This is a genomic window from Rhodoferax sp. RT4P68, from assembly GCF_056521305.1.
In genome coordinates, this window is the sequence record NZ_JBWMBB010000005.1 from 226,779 (window position 1) to 245,964 (window position 19,186).

General features: G+C 69.0%; 19 protein-coding genes. 11 read left to right on the forward strand and 8 right to left on the reverse strand.

Features of this window, described 5'->3' with window-relative positions:
* The first annotated feature begins 16 nt into the window (after nucleotides 1-16).
* The 4 genes from AC099J_RS13000 to AC099J_RS13015 are packed head-to-tail and all read left to right on the forward strand — an operon-like array spanning nucleotide 17 to nucleotide 2,953.
* Complete coding sequence (locus tag AC099J_RS13000) at nucleotides 17-232, forward strand: AbrB/MazE/SpoVT family DNA-binding domain-containing protein (RefSeq protein ID WP_479615674.1); 216 nt, start codon at nucleotides 17-19, stop codon at nucleotides 230-232.
* Complete coding sequence (locus AC099J_RS13005) at nucleotides 229-627, forward strand: PIN domain-containing protein (protein ID WP_479615675.1); 399 nt, start codon at nucleotides 229-231, stop codon at nucleotides 625-627. The genes AC099J_RS13000 and AC099J_RS13005 overlap by 4 nt, the downstream gene beginning before the upstream one ends.
* Nucleotides 627-1,799 carry a tRNA guanosine(34) transglycosylase Tgt gene (tgt, locus tag AC099J_RS13010; RefSeq protein WP_479615676.1) on the forward strand — a complete coding sequence of 391 codons (1,173 nt, stop codon included), beginning with the start codon at nucleotides 627-629 and terminating at the stop codon, nucleotides 1,797-1,799. The genes AC099J_RS13005 and tgt overlap by 1 nt, the downstream gene beginning before the upstream one ends.
* Before the next feature lie 5 nt (nucleotides 1,800-1,804).
* Nucleotides 1,805-2,953, forward strand: a complete 1,149-nt coding sequence (locus AC099J_RS13015) for an AI-2E family transporter (protein ID WP_479615677.1) — start codon at nucleotides 1,805-1,807, stop codon at nucleotides 2,951-2,953.
* Nucleotides 2,954-2,960: 7 nt separating this feature from the next.
* Here the strand turns inward: AC099J_RS13015 and AC099J_RS13020 are convergent, their stop codons facing one another.
* The 7 genes from AC099J_RS13020 to AC099J_RS13050 all read right to left on the reverse strand — a co-directional run bounded on the left by AC099J_RS13020 (nucleotide 2,961) and on the right by AC099J_RS13050 (nucleotide 10,769).
* Nucleotides 2,961-4,076, reverse strand: a complete 1,116-nt coding sequence (locus AC099J_RS13020) for a serine endopeptidase (RefSeq protein WP_479615678.1) — start codon at nucleotides 4,074-4,076, stop codon at nucleotides 2,961-2,963.
* Nucleotides 4,077-4,209: 133 nt separating this feature from the next.
* Entirely contained in the window at nucleotides 4,210-6,138 is a 1,929-nt protein-coding gene (locus tag AC099J_RS13025; RefSeq protein ID WP_479615679.1) for an MFS transporter, read from the reverse strand.
* A complete protein-coding gene (locus AC099J_RS13030; RefSeq protein WP_479615680.1) occupies nucleotides 6,128-6,916 on the reverse strand; it encodes a hypothetical protein in 789 nt (262 codons plus the stop codon). The genes AC099J_RS13025 and AC099J_RS13030 overlap by 11 nt, the downstream gene beginning before the upstream one ends.
* Before the next feature lie 99 nt (nucleotides 6,917-7,015).
* A complete protein-coding gene (locus tag AC099J_RS13035; RefSeq protein WP_479615681.1) occupies nucleotides 7,016-8,284 on the reverse strand; it encodes an FIST signal transduction protein in 1,269 nt (422 codons plus the stop codon).
* Nucleotides 8,285-8,447: 163 nt separating this feature from the next.
* Entirely contained in the window at nucleotides 8,448-9,107 is a 660-nt protein-coding gene (locus AC099J_RS13040) for a PhaM family polyhydroxyalkanoate granule multifunctional regulatory protein (RefSeq protein ID WP_479615682.1), read from the reverse strand.
* 96 nt (nucleotides 9,108-9,203) lie between these two features.
* The gene (locus AC099J_RS13045) at nucleotides 9,204-9,689 is read right to left on the reverse strand and encodes a copper chaperone PCu(A)C (protein ID WP_479615683.1); all 486 of its coding nucleotides are present in this window, start codon (nucleotides 9,687-9,689) and stop codon (nucleotides 9,204-9,206) included.
* Between the two features lie 126 nt (nucleotides 9,690-9,815).
* Complete coding sequence (locus AC099J_RS13050) at nucleotides 9,816-10,769, reverse strand: fumarylacetoacetate hydrolase family protein (RefSeq protein WP_479615684.1); 954 nt, start codon at nucleotides 10,767-10,769, stop codon at nucleotides 9,816-9,818.
* Nucleotides 10,770-10,879: 110 nt separating this feature from the next.
* Between AC099J_RS13050 and AC099J_RS13055 the strand changes: the two genes are divergently transcribed.
* The 4 genes from AC099J_RS13055 to purU all read left to right on the forward strand — a co-directional run bounded on the left by AC099J_RS13055 (nucleotide 10,880) and on the right by purU (nucleotide 14,324).
* The gene (locus tag AC099J_RS13055) at nucleotides 10,880-11,998 is read left to right on the forward strand and encodes a DUF3108 domain-containing protein (RefSeq protein WP_479615685.1); all 1,119 of its coding nucleotides are present in this window, start codon (nucleotides 10,880-10,882) and stop codon (nucleotides 11,996-11,998) included.
* Between the two features lie 118 nt (nucleotides 11,999-12,116).
* Nucleotides 12,117-12,452 (forward strand): BTH_I0359 family protein, encoded by a 336-nt coding sequence (locus AC099J_RS13060; protein ID WP_479615686.1) that lies wholly within the window; start codon nucleotides 12,117-12,119, stop codon nucleotides 12,450-12,452.
* 53 nt (nucleotides 12,453-12,505) lie between these two features.
* Complete coding sequence (locus AC099J_RS13065; RefSeq protein WP_479615687.1) at nucleotides 12,506-13,342, forward strand: ChaN family lipoprotein; 837 nt, start codon at nucleotides 12,506-12,508, stop codon at nucleotides 13,340-13,342.
* A gap of 130 nt (nucleotides 13,343-13,472) precedes the next feature.
* Nucleotides 13,473-14,324, forward strand: coding sequence for a formyltetrahydrofolate deformylase (gene purU, locus AC099J_RS13070; protein ID WP_479615688.1), 852 nt, complete (start codon nucleotides 13,473-13,475; stop codon nucleotides 14,322-14,324).
* Between the two features lie 61 nt (nucleotides 14,325-14,385).
* On the opposite strand, the gene asd is transcribed toward purU, so the two are convergent.
* Nucleotides 14,386-15,249 carry an archaetidylserine decarboxylase gene (asd, locus tag AC099J_RS13075; protein ID WP_479615689.1) on the reverse strand — a complete coding sequence of 288 codons (864 nt, stop codon included), beginning with the start codon at nucleotides 15,247-15,249 and terminating at the stop codon, nucleotides 14,386-14,388.
* A gap of 87 nt (nucleotides 15,250-15,336) precedes the next feature.
* Here asd and AC099J_RS13080 point away from each other — a divergent pair, with 87 nt between their 5' ends.
* The 3 genes from AC099J_RS13080 to AC099J_RS13090 all read left to right on the forward strand — a co-directional run bounded on the left by AC099J_RS13080 (nucleotide 15,337) and on the right by AC099J_RS13090 (nucleotide 19,177).
* A complete protein-coding gene (locus tag AC099J_RS13080; RefSeq protein ID WP_479615690.1) occupies nucleotides 15,337-16,227 on the forward strand; it encodes a LysR substrate-binding domain-containing protein in 891 nt (296 codons plus the stop codon).
* A gap of 164 nt (nucleotides 16,228-16,391) precedes the next feature.
* Nucleotides 16,392-17,879, forward strand: coding sequence for an FAD-linked oxidase C-terminal domain-containing protein (locus AC099J_RS13085; RefSeq protein ID WP_479615691.1), 1,488 nt, complete (start codon nucleotides 16,392-16,394; stop codon nucleotides 17,877-17,879).
* Between the two features lie 95 nt (nucleotides 17,880-17,974).
* Nucleotides 17,975-19,177, forward strand: coding sequence for an ATP-binding protein (locus tag AC099J_RS13090; RefSeq protein WP_479615692.1), 1,203 nt, complete (start codon nucleotides 17,975-17,977; stop codon nucleotides 19,175-19,177).
* The last annotated feature ends 9 nt before the right edge of the window (nucleotides 19,178-19,186 follow it).

Consider the following 19,186-nt stretch of genomic DNA (forward strand, 5'->3'; position numbering starts at 1 on the left):
CGATAAAATCATCGATATGAAAAGCAACATCGTCACCGTGTCGCCCAAGTACCAAGTGGTCATTCCGCAGTCGGTGCGAGAGCACCACAGCATCCGTCCCGGCACCAAGATGGCCGTGCTGGATTTCGGCAACGTGATCCGTCTCGTGCCGATCAAGCCGGCGGCCGACTACATCGGCATCGCGGCCGGCTTGCGCAACACTGACATCGACGACGACCCGGAGCGCTTTTGAGCACGACAGCCAAGCGCGGCGCGCCCCTTGGCCCGCTAGTGCTCGACAGTTCCTGCTGGCTGGAGTTCTTTGCCCGTTCGGACCGACTGGAGCTGTTCCGTGCACCCATCCTCGCGGTCGAACTGCTGATCGTGCCGGTGGTGACGGTCTACGAGGTGTACAAGAAGATTCGCCGCGAACTTGGGGAGGACGCTGCCACCGAAGCGGCCGCATTGATGCAATGCGGCGATGTGATGGACCTCACGCTACCACTCGCTCTGGCCGCAGCCTCCAATGGTCTGCCGTTTGCTGACAGCCTGATCTACGCCTGCGCCCAAGCGCGCGGAGCAACGCTGTGGACCCAAGACGTCCACTTCGAAGGCCTGCCGGGCGTGCGCTATTTCTCCAAGACCTGATGCTTCACTTCCAACTCCTCACCACCGACCCCACCAGCCACGCCCGCCGCGGCACGCTGACGCTGAACCACGGCGTGGTGCAGACGCCCATCTTCATGCCCGTGGGCACCTACGGCACCGTCAAGGGCGTGATGCCGCGTTCGCTCGACGAGATGGGCGCGCAGATCATCCTGGGCAACACCTTCCACCTGTGGATGCGGCCGGGGCTGGACGTGATCCGCCAGTTCGGCGGGCTGCACCGCTTCGAGCAGTGGAACAAGCCCATGCTCACGGACTCGGGCGGCTTTCAGGTCTGGAGCCTGGGGGCGATGCGCAAGATCAGCGAAGAGGGCGTCAAATTCGCCTCGCCCGTCAATGGCGACAAGCTGCTGCTGACGCCCGAGGTCAGCATGCAGATCCAGACCGATCTGAACAGCGACATCGTGATGCAGTTCGACGAGTGCACGCCTTACGACACCAACGGCCACATCACGACCGAGGCCGAGGCCCGTGTCTCGATGGAACTCAGCCTGCGCTGGGCCGAGCGCTGCCGCACCGAGTTCGCGCGGCTGCAGAACCCCAATGCCCTCTTCGGCATCGTGCAGGGCGGCATGTTCGAACACCTGCGGCAAGAGTCGCTGGAGCAACTGGTGGCCATGGACTTTCCCGGCTACGCCATCGGCGGCGTGAGCGTGGGCGAGCCCAAGGAGGAGATGCTGCGCATCATGGCGCACACGCCGCACCGGCTGCCGGCGCACAAGCCGCGCTACCTGATGGGCGTGGGCACGCCGGCAGATCTGGTCGAGGGCGTGGCCCAGGGCGTGGACATGTTCGACTGCGTGATGCCCACGCGCAACGCGCGCAACGGCACGCTGTTCACGCGCTTTGGTGACCTCAAGATCCGCAACGCCAAGCACCGCAGCGACGAGCGCCCGCTGGACACCACCTGCACCTGCCATGCCTGCGCCGGCGTGGATGGCGTCGCCTGGGACGCGGGCGGCCGCGCCGGCTTCTCGCGCGCCTATCTGCACCACCTGGACCGCTGCGGCGAGATGCTCGGGCCGATGCTGACCAGCATTCACAACCTGCACTACTACCTGAACCTGATGCGCGAGGTGCGCGAGGCGCTGGATGCGGGCCAGTTTGCCGAATTCCGCCAGCGCTTCAAGGCGGACCGCGCGCGCGGCGTGTAAGGCCCATGCGCCCCGTCCTGCAAGCCCCCCTCATCGCCCGCGTCCTGCTGCTGCTCCTGCTCGCGGCGGGCGTCTATTTCTTCCGCGGCTTCGTCGTGCCGGTGTTGGCGGCGCTGATCATCGGCTTTGCCAGCTGGCCGCTGTACGAACGGCTGGTGCAGCGCTGCGGCGGCCGCACGGCGCTGGCCGCCAGCCTGGCCACCGTCGTCGTGGTGCTGGGGCTGATCGTGCCGCTGTCGCTGGCGCTGCACTTCGCACTGCAGGAGGCCGGCAGCTTCGTCCGCTGGCTGTTGGAGGCCAATCGCCTGGGGGCGCCTGTGCCGCGCTGGGTGCAGGAATTTCCGCTGGCCGGCGCGCGCATGGCCGTGTACTGGCGCGAGCACCTCGGCGAGCCCGGGGCGCTGGGTGAATGGGTACAACTGCTGAGCGGCCAGCACATCGGCAACATCTACCGGCTGGCGCTGACCACCACCGGCACCCTGCTGGGGCTGGCACTCACGATCCTGTTCATGCTGATCACCCTGTTCTTCGTCTACAAGGACGGCGCGCGCATGGTCACGCAGCTGGACGCCGTGGGTGAGCGCGCGCTGCCGCTGCGCTGGCAGCGCTTCTCGCGCGTAGTGCCGGCCACAGTCAGCGCCACCGTCACCGGCATGGGCCTGATCGCCCTGGGCGAGGGCCTGGTGCTGGGCATCGCCTACTGGGTCGTGGGAGTGCCCTCGCCGGTGCTGCTGGGTGTCGTCACCGGCTTCATGGCGCTGATCCCCGGGGGGGCGCCGCTGGCGTTCACGCTGGTGTCGCTGTACCTGGTCGGTGCCGGGCACCTGGCGGCCGGGGTCGGCCTGTTCGTCTGGGGTTCGGTGGAACTGTTCATCGTCGACAAGACGCTGCGCCCGCGCCTGGTGGGCGGGCCGGTCAAGCTGCCCTTTCTGCCGACATTCTTCGGCCTGGTCGGCGGCGTCAAAACGATGGGCTTCGTCGGCCTGTTCGTCGGGCCGGTGCTGATGGCGCTGCTGGTGGCCATCTGGCGCGAATGGGTGCTGAGCATCCGCGCGGAGCAGCTCCCGGCACCGGCACCGGCATCAGCACCAGCACCATCGCCGCAGCCGCAGCCGCAGCCGCAGCCGCAGCCGCAGCCACAGCCACCCGGCTAACGCCGCGTCAGGCGGCAGGGGCGCCGGGTGTCCGTGGGGCGACCGGTAGCGCGGCCGCGCCAGCCGCCGCCGAGACATCGACCGGCTCCCGCCCCGCCGGCGTGCCGCAAGAAAAACAGAACTTCGAGAACGTGCTCTTGCGCGTCGCGCAGTGCCCGCAACGGTCGAACAGGCCGATGCCGCAATGCGGGCAGAAGTCCAGCCCGGCGGCCTTCAAGTCCACCTGCCGCTCGCAGCCGGGGCACACGCCTTTGGCCAGCCGCGTCAGCGCCACGTCGTAGCTCAACTCGTGGCGGCGGACCACGTCGGGCTGGTCTTCGGCCAGCTTCTGGCGCGCGAGATACCGGTTCAGCGCGACGATGGCGTAGCGGCCGACCAGCACGGTCAGCGCGATGCCTACGACGTAGCGCACATAGCCGCCGTAGCTCGGCAAATACGGCACCAGCTCGACGAAGAAGGCGAACAGCGCGAAGAAGATGAAGCCCCAGACAAAGGGCCAGTAGGTGCTCTTGCGCTTCTTGGCGAACAGCCAGCCCGCCACCACCAGCAACGGCAACGTGAGCGCCAGGCGGTAGCCGAACACGCGCAGTTCGATCCGCCGGTTCTCGGCCTGCAGGCGATCGTGCGCCACGGCTTCCAGTTCGCTGAGTTGCTCGCGCACGCGGTCCAGCGACTGCTCGGCATCCAGCGTCGCCTGCCGTTGCGCGTCGATGCGCCGCTGGGCTTCGCCTTCCCTGGCCTTCAACGCGTCCAGCGCCTGGGTTCGCATGATCAGCTCGGCGTCCTGGTCGGGCTGCGCGGTGGCGCGCCGGGTCGCCAACCAATTCGTGAAGGTCTCGCGTGCGGCGGCGGTGGCCTGCTGCGCGACCTGCAGCGCCAGCTCGGCCTGCTCGCGCTCGGCATTCGATCGCTGCTGCGCAAGCTCGCCCTCGCGCAGCTGGGCGCGCAGCGGCTCTGCGGCAGCGCGGTCGATGAAGTCGTCTGCCTGCAGGCTGCGCTCGACCTGCGGCAGATCGCCGACGATGCTGCCGCCGAGTCCGATCAGGAAGCTCGCGAACACGAAGGCCACCAGCCACAGGCCGCGGCGAAACCACTTTTCGGAAAGACGCAAGGCGTTGCTCATGAACTGTCTCTACCAGGGTTGCAGAACGACCGGCGCGGCGCCAAGAGCCGCGCACGCCATCCAGTTGAAGACGGATCCGATGGTCGCCGAATGTCAGGCCACAGAACCACTGAATGCACCCGGCGTTTCTCGATCAGATGCCTTTTTGCAGCAACACAGCCACCTCACGCTGCAGCGCCTCGGGCGTCGCCGCCTCGGCCGCCAGCGTCGGCCCCACGTTCAGCCCCACGCGGGTGAACGCACCGCGCCGGAACGGCCGCACCATGGCGCCGCCAGCCTCGATGCGGCTGAAATACGAGCCCCACAGATTGGTCAACGCCATCGGCACCACCGGCACGACAAGGCCGTCGGCGCGGGCGCGTTCCAGAATCTTGGCGATGCCGCCCTTGAATGGCATCAGCTGCCCATCGCGCGTGATGCCGCCCTCGGGAAAGATGCCCAGCAGATCGCCGCCCCGCAGCACCTGGGCTGCGGCCTCGAAGGCGCCGGCATAGGCGACCGGGTCTTCCTTGTGCGGCGCGACCGGGATCGCCTTGGCCAGCCGGAACAGCCAGCCCAGCACCGGCACGCGGAAGATGCGGTGGTCCATCACGAAGCGGATCGGCCGCGGGCTGGCCGCCATCAGCAAGATCGCGTCGACGAAGCTGACGTGGTTGCACACCAGCACGGCCGGGCCGGTGGTCGGAATGTGCGCGTCGCCCTGCACGCGAAAGCGGTAGACGAAGTGCGACAGCACCCAGGCGATGAAGCGCAGCAGGTATTCGGGCACCAGCAGGAAGATGTAGGCCGCCACCACCAGGTTGGCCAGGCCGGTGAACAGGAAGATCTGCGGCACCGTGAACCCGGCCGCCAACAGCGACCCGGCGATCAGGCTGCTGGCGATCATGAACAGCGCGTTCAGGATGTTGTTGGCCGCGATGATGCGGGCGCGGTGCGTGGCCGGGCTGCGCAACTGGATCAGCGCGTACATGGGCACGCTGTACAAGCCGGCGAACAGCGCTAGCAACGCCAGATCGGCCATCACACGCCAATGCGCGCCCTGCGCCAGGAACGCTCCCAAGCCCATGACGGCCGCGTCCGGCAGGCTGCGCAGCGCGAAGTACAAGTCGATGGAGAACACGCTCATGCCGATCGCGCCCAGCGGCACCAGGCCGATCTCCACATGGCGCCGGCTCAACACCTCGCACAGCAGCGAGCCAATCGCGATGCCGATGGAGAACACCACCAGCAGCAGCGAGGCGACCTGCTCGTCGCCGTGCAGCACCTCCTTGGCCAGGCTGGGAAACTGGCTCAGGAACACGGCGCCGAAGAACCACATCCAGCTGATGCCCAGCAGCGAGCGGAACACCACCAGGTTGCCATGCGCCAGCTTCAGGTTGCGCCAGGTCTCGCTGATGGGATTCCAGTTGATGCGAAGACCCGGGTCGGTGGCCGGCAGCGGCGGAATGCCCTGCGCTGCGAGCCGGCCCAGCACCGCCAACGCCAGGCAGGCCACGGCCACGCTGGGCCGACCGACACCGGGCAGCGCGATCAACAGCCCGCCGACGATGTTGCCCAGCAGGATGGCCACGAACGTGCCCATCTCGACCATGCCGTTGCCGCCCGTCAGCTCGCGCTCGCTCAGCACCTGCGGCAGGTAGGCGAACTTGACCGGGCCGAACAAGGTGGAATGCAGCCCCATCAGGAAGGTGCATAGGAGCAGCACCGGCACCTGCACCGCAGGGGCCGTGCTCAGAAAGCCCCAGGCTGCCAACGCCATGATGGCGATCTCCAGGTTCTTCACGAAGCGGATCACCTGCGTCTTGGGCAGTTTGTCCGTCAACTGGCCGCTGGTGGCCGAGAACAGCAGGAACGGCAGGATGAACAGCGCGCCGATCACCAGCCCCGCCATCGACGGCGGCAGCCACGACAGGCTGAGCTGGTAGGTCACCATCACGGTGAACGCGAACTTGAACAGGTTGTCGTTGGCCGCACCGGAGAATTGGGTCCAGAAAAATGGCGCGAAACGCCGCTGGCGCAGCAGGGCGAACTGGTTCGGGTGGGCGGACGGGTCAGTGGTCATGGCGGAGATCGGTGAATGGCGCGGATGCTACCGGCTGGCGCAGCGCGGCCAGCACCGGCCAGGCAGCGCCAGCCGCGATCAGGTGCTTGAGACTGTGGCCTGAGATCACGCCGGTCGTGGCGTCGAAGATGGCGTGGTCGCCCAGCTCACACAGCTTGGCCAGGGCGTAAAGCCCGATCACAGCCCCGAGCCGAACCACCGGCACGCCAGGGCGCGGCGGCAGCACGGAGAAGGCCAACACCAGCAGCATGCCGCCGCCCTGCAGCACGGCCCAGGGCCGCACCTCGTCCTGCACCAGCGAGGCCGCAACCGCCAGCGGCGTGGCCAGCAACAGCACGGTCGCCAGCGCCCCACCCGCCCGGTCACTGATGCGCCCGGCCGCGCCCAGCCCCAGCACGCCGGCAAAGGCCACCCCCATGCCGAGCCGGTCCAGCGCCAGGCCGGCATCGTCGGGCTGCCAGTGGTAGACAGACGAGCCCAGCGCCGTCAGCGCCAGCCCGACGAAGAACAGTGCGGCAAGCCCTCGCGTCGTCGCCTGCAACCCAGCCCACGCACTGCGCAATACGAACAGCCCCCAAGCCGCGAGCACCCCGAACCCCAGGTTGCTGAGCACGTCGAGCGCATTGGGCATGCCGGCCAGTTGGCGCCGGTCGGCGAAGTCATGCGGCGCCAACGGCAGCACCAGCGTGGGACCCCACAGTGCCAGCGCGGTCAGCACGAGGCTGACCAGCAGCAAGCCCCATTCGGACCGGGACAAGAAAGAGGGACGGGTAGGCATGCGCGAGGCTCCTGCGAACAAGAGTGCCGCACGGTGCCCACGGACCTCGCGGGCGGCCGCGGCGGGGAGTTCGCCGCATGCACGGCGCTGCGGCGCTGATCAGTCGGCGGCGGTGAACACCGTCAGCACGCCGGTGTAGCCATACAGGTGGTGCCGCGCGATTTCGCCGCCGGCAAAGAAGCCGACCAGCGGCACGTCGCCCAGCGCATGGCGCACGATCTGCATCTCGGCGCTGGGGCCGCCGAAGTGCGGGCCCCCGCGCCCGGCGCAGCTCACATAGACGGCACCGGCCATGCGGCGCGCCGGGTGCGGGGCCGAGGCGGCGACGTTGGCGGCCAGCGCGTGGGCGGCGTCCACCGCCATCTCTTCGGGCTCCAGCTCTTCGCGGATCTCGGCGCACACGCGCACCAGGTCGGCCCGCGCCGCCACCGGGTTGCGCTGGCAGAAGGCCAGGCGTGTGCCGACCTCCACCGCCTCGGCAATCGCAACACCCTGGCGCGACGGGCCCAGCCCGACGATGTGGCGCACCCGCACGTCCGGGCCGAAGCTGCCGGGCCGGCGCACGCCGTCGCTGCCGGCCATGCCCGGCGCCGCGCGCAGGCCGGCGAGCGTGGCGCGCACGCGGGCCAGCGCTTCACGCGGTTCGTCCAGGGTGACGCCGAGGTCGGCCAGCAGCACCTGCAGCGCCGGCTGGCCGTCCAGCTCCGTCACCACGTTGCCTTCGCTTTTGGTGACGCTGCGCTCGGCCGCGATCGGCTGGCAGCCCTGCGTGACGCGCGAGACCAGGGCCACGTCCTGCGTGAAAGCCACGCCCGACAGGCCGCCACGAAACACGCCGCGCGCCGCGCCGTGGCCCTTGATGTTGCCGTTGCCGCCGATGGCGAACTGCACCACGTCCGACCGGCTGGAGGCCAGGCCGCCGAACAGGTAGCCGGTGTCGGTGCGGCCGGCCATCTCGGCGATCAGCTCGGTCACATCGGGCGTGTTGGCGTCGGCATGGACCAGCGCCGTGTGCGCCTGAAAGCCCATCCCCAACGGCGCCACGCCGGAGAATACGCGGTAGTCGTGCGCGGGCACGCCGCACAGCATGACGGCCAGCGCCGGCTCGTCGAAGTACTCCACGTTGTTGGCAGCGATGCCCACGCCGACGGTGCCGGACCAATCGGTCACCTCGGGCAGCTCGGCACTCAGGTGGTCCAGGATGTCCTGCGCCGCGCTGGCGTAGTGGTCGGTGATGTAGAGCAGCCCCAGGCCGGGCGAGGCGGCGTAGTCCGGCAGCGCCATCTGCGCGCGCAGCTGGGCCAGCACCAGCCCGGCCGCCATGCGCCACTGCGGATGCGTGGCGTGTCCGTAGGGAAAGAGTTTCATGGGTCCATCCTGCCACGATCAGCCACAGCCTGGATGTGGCCAGGGTCAAGCGCGCCGCGCCGCTTGCAGGCTGCGCACGGCGGGCGCGCTCGCTAGGTGCGGCCCGGCGTTGCGCTCAGGCCGCGGCGGCGGAGCGAAGCTTCCATGGGCGGCTTGGCGAGGCTCACCGCGCCCGCTTGCGCGCTGCGGCCTTCTTGGCCACCGGCGCCTTGGCGGCCGGCTTGGCCGGGGCCTTGGCAGCGCTCTTGCGTGCGGTCACGGCCAAGGCGCCAGGCATGTGCGCACTGCGGGCGGCAGCATCCTTCATCGCGGTGCTGGCGATCTGCTGGAACTGCTGGGTCAGCGCGCCCCACCACTGCATGGGGTCGACCACGCCGGGCATGCTCTTCCTGTCAGACCCCTCGTCCGCGTCGCCCACATCGGCCGATTCGGCACGTGGCGACTCGCTGGGTGAAGGCGCTGGCCGGGCAGCGGGGCGTGGCGCAGGTGCTTCGCTGGGCTCGACCGCCTTGGGCGTGAACGCCTTGGCCACTTCGCTCATGCTGACGTTCATGCCCTTGAGTGTGGCCAGGGTCATCTTCTGCACCTCCAGCGCCTGCACGGTCGCCTTCAGCGCCATGGCGTTCTGGTCGAGCCAGAACTGCACGGCCTTGAGCTCGGTGATGCGCTTGTCCAGCTCTTCGACGCTGAGCGTGGGCGCCACCCAGCTGCCCAGGCTGGGGATTTGCGGAATGCTCTGCGCGGCGCCTTTGGCCAGGCTTTGCAGAAAATCGAAGCCGGGCACGAACTTGCCGAAGCCGGATGCGGATGTGTCGTCGCTCATGAGGTCTCCTCGTCTTTGTGGTCGTTAACTGGCGGTGAAGGTCGGTGGCAGACCGGCCCCGTCACAGCTTAATGCAAGGCGGCGCGCCTGAGTCGTTCAGTGCTTGTGTGCACCGTGCGCGGCCTGCGCAGCCGGCGCGCCCGGCGCCACGGCCGCCACCGGCACCTGCAGCGCGAGCTGGCTCTGCGTGCCCTTGGCGTCGGCGAAGGTCAGCGTGAGCGGCACGGTGCTGCCCTTGGCCAGCGCCGACTTCAGGTCCAGCAGCATGACGTGGTAGCCGCCCGGTTTGAGCTCCACGGCGGTGCCGGCGGGCAGGTCCAGCCCGGGGATGGCGCGCATGCGCATCACGTCGCCATCCATGCGCATCTCGTGCACCTCGACCACGCCGGCCACGGGGCTAGCCGCGCCGACCAACCGCGCGCCGGCGCGGGACGTGATCTTCATGAAGGCGCCGGTGCCGCTCTGGCCCGGAACCGAAGCGCGGACCCAGGCGCCCTCCACGTCGACGGCGGGCTGGGCGTGGGCGGGGACGGATGTCAGCGTGAGGACGGCGGCGAAGAGGAGGCAGTGGCGGCGTTGCATGGATGGTCCTGAAGAAAAGAGAAGCGTCACGCCATTTTCCGGTCGATCTGTCCGAAGTTCAGCCTTGGCCCAGCATGGACAGCATCTGGCGTTGGTAGATGTTGGACGCAGGCAGGCGCCAAGTACCTAGGCAGCCACCACTTCCTGGTCGATGGCGCCAAAGACGCTCAGCCCATCGTCCCCCTTCATCTCCACCCGCACGCTGTCGCCCACGCGCAGATATCCCGTGCTGGCCTGGCCGTCCTGCAGCGTCTCGATGGCGCGCTTGTCCAAGAGGCTGTGGCAGCCCTTGGGCCATTGCGGCCCGCCTTTGCCGTCCACCGGGCGGTTGCGCACCGGGCCGGCGCCGACGACGCTGCCCACGCCCAACGGCCGCGTGGCGCAGAGCTGGGCAATCACCTCGCCGAAGTGCAGGCGCATGTCGGCGCCTGCATCGGCCATGCCCACACGACGCCCGTTCCAGTGCGTCTGCAGCGTGCGTTGCAGCCGGCCCTGGTTCCAGGCGCCGCCGAGTTCGTCCGGCGTCACCGCGACGGGGCTGCAGGCGGTGGCCAGGCGGCGCTGCACCTCCTGCAGGCCGGCGGCGCGCAGCCGGGTGTCGTTGACCAGCATCAGCAACCGCACGCCGTCCAATGCCTGCTCGGGGCTGGCGCGGGCGGCGATGTCGGCGGTGACCACGGCCAGGCCGGCGCCGAAATCGGCGGCCATCTGTTCCGAGGGGCAGCGCAGCGGGTCGCACGGGCCGGCGAAGGCGCCTGCGCCACACACCAGCCCAGCAGCCGCCTGTGCGTCCGTGTCGGCCGCGAAGCCGCCGTCGTACACATCGGCCTGTGCCCATGCATAGGCGCGCGGCAGCGGCGCCATGCACTGGCGCGGATCGAACGGAAAGGCGTGGCGCGCGCGGCTGGCGTTCAGGGCGTCGTAGACATCCTGGAGCTGGGGGGCGATGAAGTTCCAGTCGTCCAGCGCCTGCTGCAGGCGGTGGGCGATCTGGCTGGCGTAGTGGGCGGTGGCCAGATCGCGCGAGACGACGATCAGTTGGCCATCGCGCGAGCCGTCCAGGTAGGTGGCGAGTTTCATGGTGTGCTGTGCGGAACGCTGCCGCAAGGGGCTTGGCGGCGGGCCTGCGCCGATGGCCGGCATGCATGGACAATGGCCGGGTGCGACGGAACCGATCGGCTGCCGAGGGCGTGCAGGATACAACCAATGCCACGCCCCCTACCACCCGTGGCCTGGCCCTGCTGGTGCTGGGCGTGACGTTGGCGCACCTGGCGCTGCTGCAGACCTTGCCCGCCTCGCTGGCACCGCCCGACAAGGCCCGCACCCGCGCCTTCACCACCCGCACCATCGTGTTGCAGCCGCCGCCGGTGGCCGAGGCGCCAGCGCCCGCCGCGGCAGCGGCACCCCCCCCGCCGCGCCCCAAGCCACGCCCCCGGCCGCGCCCTGCCACCCCGCCGGTTGCGCCGGTCGCCGATCCGGCCATCCTGAGCGCGACGCCGCCCCCGGCCGAGCAAGGCACGCCCGCCGAGCTGAGCGCTGCGCCGGAGCCGACCACCGTTGCCGCCGCCCCCGAAGCTGCAGCGCCCGAAGCGGCGGCCTCCGCCCCCGTCGCCGCCCCCCCCGCGCCAGCGCCGCAGCCGGACGCTCAGCCGTCCAGCCTGGCCCTGGCCATCCCCGGCTCGGTGCGGATCCACTACACCGTCACCGGCGAACACAAACAGCAGGCCTACCACGCCTTCGGCGAGATGCTGTGGTTGCAGGACGGCCAAACCTACGACCTGAGCCTGGGTGTCAGCGCGTTTTTTTATGGCGAACGCGTGCGCAGCAGCACCGGCGCCATCACCGGGCGCGGTCTGGCCCCGACGCGCTTTGCCGACAAGTGGCGCCGACGCAACCTGGCCGCCCATTTCGAGCGCGACAAGGGCGAGGTCAGCTTCAGCGCCACCACGCCCCGCGCGCCCTTGCTGCCCGACGCGCAGGATCAGCTCAGCGTGTTGATGCAGCTGGCCTCGCAGGTGGCCGGCGACCCCGCCAGCTACCCGGCTGGCAGCACCATCACGTTTCCAGTGGTTGGCCCGCGTGATACCGACACCTGGTCGTTCACGCTGCAGGGGCAGGAGACGCTGTACCTGCCCACTGCCGGCCAGACGGACACCCTGCGCCTGACGCGCAACCCGCGCCGTGAGTTCGATCAGAAGGTCGAGGCCTGGCTGGCGCCCAGCATGGGGTACTTGCCGGTGCGTGTGCGCATCACCCAAGCCGATGCCAGTTTCATGGATTTGATCGTTCGGAGCACCGAAGCGCCGTAGTGAAATAAAACTTAGATTTTGTGCAAGTAGTCGCAGGACTACCCGGTTTAAGCCTTGAAACCGGCCCAAATGTTGCAACCTGGAGCGCAAGATGATGCAAAGAGAAAGGGTCCTTGCGATGAACATGCTCTACGACTCGGATTCGTTTGTGGTGGTCCACATGGAACCCCACGCTGGCGATATCGACGTGCAAATGCAGGACGGTGTGGGCCTGGTCGCGCGTGCCACGGACGAGAAGAAGCCCCTGGTCGGTGGCCATCCGGCGCTCGAGCGCCATGGCTTTGAGATCGTCGACAAGCGCTCGGGGAAAGAGGTGTACCTCGATGGCTCCTGGGCTGAACTGTTTCAACAGCAGATCGCCGCCTGGCGTGCCCATACCCCGACCCAGGAAGAGGTCGAAGACACGCTGGAGCGCTATGCCGTGCTGGCGCAAAACCCTGTCGTGATGCATTGACCCCTGTTGCGTAGCGGGCTTGTGGGCCTGCGCGCAGCCCCCAAAGCGGCATCATGCAGAGGATGCTTCGCCGCAACCAACCCCTCGCTCCCCTGCGCCAGCTGGTCTTGCTGGCGGCCTTCTTCCTCACCGCGTGCACCCTAGCGCGCAATCCCTCCCCCACTTTCGACCCGCAGACCCTGCTCCCGGCAGACGCGATCCTGCTCGGCGAACAGCACGATGCGCCGGAACACCAGGCCATCCACGCCCAGACCGTCGCCGCCTTGGCTGCGCGCGGCCAGCTGGTTGCCCTGGCATTGGAGATGACCGATCAGGGCCGCAGCTCGCGGGGCCTGGCCGTCGATGCGGACGAGGCTGCCGTGCGCAACGCATTGCACTGGAACGACGAAGCGTGGCCGTGGGCTGCGTATGGTTCGGCGGTGATGGCCGCAGTGCGCGCGGGCGTGCCGGTACTCGGTGCCAACCTGCCGCGCACCGCGATGCGGCCCGCCATGCAAGACAGCACGCTGGACGCGCGGCTACCAGCCCCGGCCTTGCGCGCCCAGCAAGACGCCATCCGCGCCGGCCATTGCGGGCTGTTGCCTGAGACGCAGATTGCCCCCATGGCCCGCATCCAGATCGCCCGCGACATGGCCATGGCCGGTACCGTGCGGGACGCCGCGCGGCCTGGCCAGGTGGTGGTGTTGCTGGCCGGCAGCGCACATGTGGACCGCACCTTGGGTGTGCCGCGGTACCTGCCGCCAGAGCTGCAGACGCGGGCCGTGCGGCTGCTCGCCGGCGGCCCGCCCGGCGCGAGTGGATCCACGCCAGAATTCGACAGCATCTGGGCCACGCCACCCGTGCCCGTCAAAGACCACTGCGCCGACCTGCGGCGGCAAATGCAGCGCTGAGCCTCGTGGGGCCGGTCGTGGCCATGACACTTGAGCGGGACCGGCAATGAGCGCAGGACCGACCCCAGCGCCCGGGCCGGCCCGCCGCCGTCAGCGCGCCCCCAACTACCGCTGCGACAATCCCGCGCCTATGACGACGACCAGCGCCTACATCCTCACCCTGTCTTGCCCCGACCGCACCGGCATCGTCCATGCCGTCTCGGGCTTTCTGCTCGAGCGCGGCGGCAACATCGAAGAGGCCGCGCAGTACAACGACCACGCCACCGGCCTGTTCTTCATGCGCGTGCGCTTTGCCTGCAGTGCCGAGCGCGCCGAACTCCAAGCGCAACTGGCCGCTTTCGCCGAAGGCTTCGCCATGCGTTGGAGCCTGCACGCCACGGCCGAGCCCATGCGCACCGTCATCATGGTCAGCAAGGAAGGCCATTGCCTGAACGACCTGCTGTTTCGCTGGAAAAGCGGGCTGCTGCCGGTGGACATCCGCGCCATCATCTCCAACCACCGTGATTTCTACCAACTGGCGGCCAGCTACAACGTGCCGTTTCACCACATCCCAGTGACGGCGGCGACCAAGGCGCAGGCCGAGTCGCGCATCTACGAGGTCATCGAATCGGAAGGGGCCGAGCTGGTGGTCCTAGCGCGCTACATGCAGATCCTGTCGGACGATCTGTGCCGCAAGCTGGCCGGCCGCGCCATCAACATCCACCACTCGTTTTTGCCCAGCTTCAAGGGCGCCAAACCCTACTACCAGGCGCATGACCGCGGCGTGAAGCTGATCGGCGCCACCGCCCATTACGTGACAGCGGACCTGGACGAAGGCCCCATCATCGAGCAGGACGTGGCCCGCGCCGACCACAGCAAGACGGTGGAAGACCTGACGGCCATGGGCCGCGACACGGAGAGTCAGGTGCTGGCCCGCGCCGTCAAGTGGCACAGCGAGCACCGGGTGCTGCTGAACGGCCACAAGACGGTGATCTTCAAGTAGCGGCCAGGTGGCCCGCGTGTGGCGCCTGCGGTGCCGCGCGCGTCGGCTGCCGGTGTGGCGCTCAGCCCTCGGCCTGGTTCGCCATGGTCTCGCCCAGGCGGATCGCGCGGCCCGGTGCCCAGGCCGGGTTGAACGCCAGCGGCCCCTGCGGAAACAGCATCACCACGGTCGAACCCAACAGAAAGCGGCCCATCTCGTCGCCCTGCTTCAGCACCACGGCGCCGCCCGCTTCGCCTTCGCCATAGCGCCATTCGCGCAGCTCGCCCAGGCGCTGCGGGTTCACCACGCCGTGCCACACGGTGGCCATGCTGCCAACGATGGTGGCGCCCACCAGCGTCAGCACGAACGGGCCATGGGCGGTCTCGAACACGCACACCACGCGCTCGTTGCGCGCAAACAGCCCGGGCACGCCGCGCGCGGTCGTCGGGTTCACCGAGAACAGGTCGCCCGGCACATAGACCATGCGCGTGAGGCGCCCGTCGCAGGGCATGTGGATGCGGTGATAGTCGCGCGGGCTCAGGTACAGCGTGGCAAAGCTGCCGTGCTGGAAGTGCGCCGCCAGCGCCGCATCGCCACCCACCAGCGCCTGAGTCGAATACGCATGCCCCTTGGCCTGGAAGATCTGCCCGTCCTCGATGCGGCCGAACTGGCTGATGGCGCCATCCACCGGGCAGACCAGGTCGGCCTGCGCCAGGGGGCGCGCGCCCGGCTTGAGCGCGCGCGTGAAGAAGTCGTTGAAGCTGGTGTAGGCGGCGATGTCGGGCTCTGCCGCCTCGTCCATGTTCACGCCGTACTTGCCGACGAACCAGCGGATCAGCCGCGTGGTCCGCTCACCGCGCCGGCGCGAGGCCACCCACCCCGCGAAGCGGGTCAACCGGTGTTTGGGCAACAGGTACTGCGGCAAGACGGCAAAGCGATCGGACACGTTGGGCAACCCGGCAAAGTGGAGCGTTTCAGTGTAGCCGTGGCCCCTGCGCGCCCCGTAGGCCAGCGGCTGCCATGACAATCGGACATGGCCACGCCCGCCCGCATCCCGCCGATCCAGTGCCTGCTGACCTTCGAGGCGGTCGCGCGCCTGCGCAGCGTCACGCTGGCGGCCGACGAGTTGTGCGTGACGCCCAGCGCCGTCAGCCACCGCGTGCGGCAGCTGGAACAGACCATCGGCACCAAGCTGTTCGGCCGCGCCGATTTCTCATTGACGATAGAGGGCAGCGAATACCTGGCCAACGTGCGCGAGGCACTGGCGAGGCTGGAACGCTTCCCGGGCGCGCAGCCAGCGCCGGGCAAGCGCAAGCTGCGCGTGGCGGTGACGCCGACGTTCGCGCGCTCGCTGCTGATCCCGCGGCTGCGCCAGTTCACCGAGGCCTACCCCGAGATCGACCTGACGCTGCAGGTCAGCATCCCGCTGCTGGATGTGGTGGCCGAGGATGCCGACCTGATGGTGCGCTTCGGCACCGGCCGCTATGCCGATGTCGAGCACGTGTGCCTGGCGCGCGACGAAGTCACGCCGCTGGCATCGCCCGCCTACGTGCGCGAGCACGGCCCGTACGGAGCGCCGCAGGACCTGGAAGGCGAGCGGCTGCTGCGCTCTGCACTGGACCCGTGGCGCACCTGGTTCGCCGCCCATTCGCTGGATTGGCCCGAGCCCACCGAGGGCTCGCAATTCAACGACGTCGGGCTGATCTGCGACGCGGCCGCTGCCGGCATGGGCATCGCACTGGCGCGCCTGAAACTGGCTACGCCCTGGCTGGACAGCGGCGCCCTGGTGCGCCTGGGCACCACACCCGCGTTCACCAGCAGCGTGCCGAGCCCGCACGCGCACTACCTGTGCTGGCACACCGGCACGATGGACCGCTGGGAATGCACGGCGTTTGCCGACTGGCTGCGCCAGGCGATCGTGTGAGCGCGGCGCGCCGGTCGCCTCCAGGTGCACGCTCCGTACCAGCAGGCGACGCGACGCTGACGCGCGCCGCCCCACAAGCGCTTTCACGGCCGGCCTGAACTTTCCTCATCCGCCACCAGCGGGCACTGCCGTACAGTGCGCACTCGCCCAGCCAGGAGAGCGCGATGCCCCCCACCCACCCCACCGCTGCGCCCGACACCGCGCGCAGCGCCACCCTTGCCGCACTGGCAGCCACCCTGCCCGCGCACGCGCTGCTGTCGCAGCCTGAGGACACCACCCCCTACGAATGCGACGGCCTCACGGCCTACCGCCAACGGCCCATGGCCGTGGCCCTGCCCGAGACTTACGAGCAAGTGCAGGCCGTGCTGAAGACCTGCCACGCGCTCTCTGTGCCGGTGGTCGCGCGCGGCGCCGGCACGGGCTTGTCCGGCGGCGCCATGCCGCATGCGCAGGGCGTCACGCTGTCGATGGCCAAGTTCAACAAGATCCTGAAGCTGGACCCGCAGAGCCGCACCGCCGTCGTGCAGTGCGGCGTGCGCAACCTGGCCATCAGCGAGGCCGCCGCGCCCTACGGCCTGTACTACGCCCCCGACCCGTCGAGCCAGATCGCCTGCACCATCGGCGGCAACATCGCCGAGAACTCGGGCGGCGTGCACTGCCTGAAGTACGGCCTGACCGTGCACAACGTGCTGAAGATCAGCGGCTTCACGGCCGACGGCGAGGCCGTGACCTTCGGCGGCGACGCGCTGGACGCGCCCGGTCTGGACCTGCTGGCGATTGCCATCGGCTCCGAAGGCATGCTGGCCGTGGCCACCGAGGTCACCGTCAAGCTGGTGCCCAAGCCCCTGCTGGCGCGCTGCATCATGGCCAGCTTCGACGACGTGCGCAAAGCCGGCGACGCGGTGGCCGCCGTGATCGCAGCCGGCATCATCCCGGCCGGGCTGGAGATGATGGACAAACCCATGACCGCCGCCGTCGAAGACTTCGTGCACGCCGGCTACGACCTCACGGCCGAGGCCATCCTCCTGTGCGAGAGCGACGGCACGCCGGAAGAAGTCGAGGAAGAGATCGGCCGCATGAGCGAGGTGCTGCGCCGCTGCGGCGCCACCGCCATCACGGTGAGCCAGGACGAAGCCGAGCGCCTGCGCTTTTGGAGCGGGCGCAAGAACGCGTTCCCTGCATCGGGCCGCATCAGCCCCGACTACATGTGCATGGACTCCACCATTCCCAGGAAGCGCCTGGCCGACATCCTGCTGGCGATTGCCGAGATGGAGAAGAAGTACGGCCTGCGCTGCGCCAACGTGTTCCACGCCGGCGACGGCAACCTGCACCCGCTGATCCTGTTCGATGCAAACGACCCGGACCAGCTGCACCGCTGCGAGCTGTTCGGCGCCGACATCCTGGAGACCAGCGTCGCCATGGGCGGCACCGTGACCGGCGAGCACGGTGTGGGCGTGGAAAAACTCAACAGCATGTGCGTGCAGTTTTCGGCCGAAGAGAACGCGCAGATGATGGGCATCAAGTACGCCTTCGACCCCAAGGGCGTGCTGAACCCGGGCAAGGTGATCCCCACGCTGAACCGCTGCGCCGAGTACGGAAAGATGCTGGTGCGCGGCGGGCAGATCAAGCACCCGGATCTGCCGCGGTTTTGATGGTCTGCAAGGCGTGCAGCTGAACTACTCAATTCACTGAGTAAGATATCTCAACCTATTGAGTAATTTATCTCAGCGGATTGAGTAAATTCCAGATGCCCCTCCAGATCCAGCGCGCCGCACTGCCCGCATTCACCGCCCGCCTGCGCGAGCAGCGCCGCTTTTTGCAGGTCGTGGCCGGCCCGCGCCAGGTCGGCAAGACCACGCTGGTGCGCCAGGCGCTGGCGGCCTTGGCGGGCGATGGCATCGCCCAGCACAGCGTCAGCGCCGACAGCCCCGGCCTACAGGGCACCAGTTGGCTGGCCGCGCAGTGGGAAACGGCCCGTGCCCTGGCCGCGCAGGCCGGCAGCTGCGTGCTGGTGCTCGACGAAGTGCAGAAGCTGCCCGGCTGGACCGAAGAGGTCAAGCGCCTGTGGGACGAAGACACCGCCGCCGGCCGCGACGTGCGCGCCGTGGTGCTGGGCTCTGCCCCGTTGCTGATCGCGCGCGGGCTGACCGAGAGCATGGCCGGCCGCTTCGAGATCACCCGCATGGGCCACTGGCGCTACACCGAGATGCGCGAGGCCTTCGACTTCACGCTGGAGCAATACATCTTCTACGGCGGCTATCCCGGCGCCGCGCCGTTGGTGAGCGACGAAGAGCGTTGGGCCGCCTACGTGCGCGACGCGCTCATCGAGACCACCATCAGCAAAGACGTGCTGCTGATGGCGCCGGTGCAAAAGCCCGCGCTGCTGCGCCGCGTGTTCGATCTGGCCTGCCGCTACAGCGGCCAGATGCTGAGCTACCAGAAGATGATGGGCCAGCTGGCCGACGCCGGCAATACGACCACGCTGGCGCACTACCTGGAACTGCTGGAAGGCGCGGGCATGGTCTGCGGTCTGCAGAAGTACGCCGGCCAGGCCGTGCGCCAGCGCGCCTCCAGCCCCAAGCTGCAGGTATTCAACACCGCGCTGATGGGCGCCGTGGCAGTGGCCGACGGCTGGGGCTTCGAGCGTGTGCGTGCCACGCCAGACCTGTGGGGCCGCGTCGTCGAAAGCGCCGTCGGCGCCGAGCTGCTGGCGCGCCGGCTGGCGCACAGCAGCACACACCCGGCGCTGAACTACTGGCACGAATCTGGCAAAGAAGTGGACTACGTGCTGCCCGACGCCCAAGCCCCGTTCGCACTGGAGGTCAAGAGTGGCCGCCAGCGCGGCAACACGTCCGGACTCGACGCGTTTCGCAGCGCGTTTCCGAAGGCCCGGCCGCTGGTCGTGGGCACCGGCGGCGTGCCGTTGGACACCTGGTTCACCAGCCCCTGAGGGACACCC

Excerpts from the sequence above, each read along its gene's own strand:
- AC099J_RS13025 (WP_479615679.1), bottom strand. The coding sequence starts at position 6,138 with ATGACCACTGACCCGTCCGCCCACCCGAACCAGTTCGCCCTGCTGCGC.
- tgt (WP_479615676.1), top strand. The coding sequence starts at position 627 with ATGCTTCACTTCCAACTCCTCACCACCGACCCCACCAGCCACGCCCGC.
- AC099J_RS13045 (WP_479615683.1), bottom strand. The coding sequence starts at position 9,689 with ATGCAACGCCGCCACTGCCTCCTCTTCGCCGCCGTCCTCACGCTGACA.
- AC099J_RS13080 (WP_479615690.1), top strand. The coding sequence starts at position 15,337 with ATGGCCACGCCCGCCCGCATCCCGCCGATCCAGTGCCTGCTGACCTTC.
- AC099J_RS13030 (WP_479615680.1), bottom strand. The coding sequence starts at position 6,916 with ATGCCTACCCGTCCCTCTTTCTTGTCCCGGTCCGAATGGGGCTTGCTG.
- AC099J_RS13085 (WP_479615691.1), top strand. The coding sequence starts at position 16,392 with ATGCCCCCCACCCACCCCACCGCTGCGCCCGACACCGCGCGCAGCGCC.
- AC099J_RS13020 (WP_479615678.1), bottom strand. The coding sequence starts at position 4,076 with ATGAGCAACGCCTTGCGTCTTTCCGAAAAGTGGTTTCGCCGCGGCCTG.
- AC099J_RS13065 (WP_479615687.1), top strand. The coding sequence starts at position 12,506 with ATGCAGAGGATGCTTCGCCGCAACCAACCCCTCGCTCCCCTGCGCCAG.
- purU (WP_479615688.1), top strand. The coding sequence starts at position 13,473 with ATGACGACGACCAGCGCCTACATCCTCACCCTGTCTTGCCCCGACCGC.
- AC099J_RS13000 (WP_479615674.1), top strand. The coding sequence starts at position 17 with ATGAAAAGCAACATCGTCACCGTGTCGCCCAAGTACCAAGTGGTCATT.
- AC099J_RS13090 (WP_479615692.1), top strand. The coding sequence starts at position 17,975 with ATGCCCCTCCAGATCCAGCGCGCCGCACTGCCCGCATTCACCGCCCGC.
- AC099J_RS13035 (WP_479615681.1), bottom strand. The coding sequence starts at position 8,284 with ATGAAACTCTTTCCCTACGGACACGCCACGCATCCGCAGTGGCGCATG.
- AC099J_RS13040 (WP_479615682.1), bottom strand. The coding sequence starts at position 9,107 with ATGAGCGACGACACATCCGCATCCGGCTTCGGCAAGTTCGTGCCCGGC.
- AC099J_RS13050 (WP_479615684.1), bottom strand. The coding sequence starts at position 10,769 with ATGAAACTCGCCACCTACCTGGACGGCTCGCGCGATGGCCAACTGATC.
- AC099J_RS13015 (WP_479615677.1), top strand. The coding sequence starts at position 1,805 with ATGCGCCCCGTCCTGCAAGCCCCCCTCATCGCCCGCGTCCTGCTGCTG.
- AC099J_RS13060 (WP_479615686.1), top strand. The coding sequence starts at position 12,117 with ATGAACATGCTCTACGACTCGGATTCGTTTGTGGTGGTCCACATGGAA.